We start from the raw sequence: 890 nt of genomic DNA, 5'->3' as shown, positions 1-890 counted from the left end.
GCCCCCCCCCGGGCGGGGTGCGGGCAGGGGCGCCGGGTGGCCGACGTCAGGCCGAGACGGCCATCTCCGAGGAGACGGTGCGCATCTGACCGACGTGGTCGACGTAGTAGGACTCGGGGACCTCCTTCTCGCTGTTCGCGATCAGCTCGGTGAAGTCCCACTTCTTGAGAAGCTTGCCGTTACGGAAGACCGGCTGCAGCACGTTGTCCGACTCGGGGATCGACCCCTTCAGCACCGTCGTGTACACGCCGTTCTCGTGCTTGAGCGCGAGCCGGCCCTTCTTCGACACCTTGAACGAGGCGCCCGTCGGCGACTTGGCGATGCCCCGCCACTCGCCGTTGACACGCACCGCCGACGCCTTCTGGCCGAAGTTCATCGTGTCGCGGTTCCAGTGCTGCAGCAGGCCACCGCCCATGCCGAACACGGCGTTCTCGGCGGAGAACCCGCGGCGCTCGAGCTCCATGTAGACCTGCGGCAGCGAGTGGAAGTTCACCCCGTCGCCCTGCACCACCCGGACGAACGGGGGCAGCACCTTGAAGCCCTTGGAGTTCACGGTGTAGCCGAAGATGTCCATCAGCCATCCGGTGGTGTCGGCGGTGACCTGGACGATGTCGCCGGAGTCGGGGCGGATCCCGACGAGGCCCGGGAAGTTCCGGATCTGCTCCTTGAGCTCGCCGCCGATGATCTTCTTGACGCAGTGCTCGTGATCGTAGGTGTCGGTGAGCAGCAGCGCGCAGCCCTCGGGCGCATAGACGTCCAGCATGTTGCGCAGGGCGTCGGCCTCGTGCTCGCGGCCCCAGGCGCAAAAGCCGGCGTGCTCGGAGTTCGGACCCGAGTTGGAGACCTTTCCCGCGTTGTAGAAGCGCTTCGCGGCGAGGATCCCCGGCACC

1 pseudogene is annotated in these 890 nt (G+C 67.2%); it reads right to left on the bottom strand.

Going from position 1 to position 890, the window contains the following annotated elements:
* Nucleotides 1-46: 46 nt before the first annotated feature.
* A pseudogene (locus tag PKE99_RS37885) lies at nt 47-890 on the bottom strand (nicotinate phosphoribosyltransferase); the annotation flags it as partial.

Origin of the sequence: Pseudonocardia halophobica (genome assembly GCF_027922425.1) — a bacterium.
Lineage (GTDB): Bacteria > Actinomycetota > Actinomycetes > Mycobacteriales > Pseudonocardiaceae > Pseudonocardia > Pseudonocardia halophobica.
This window is presented reverse-complemented; position numbering and strand designations above follow the sequence as displayed.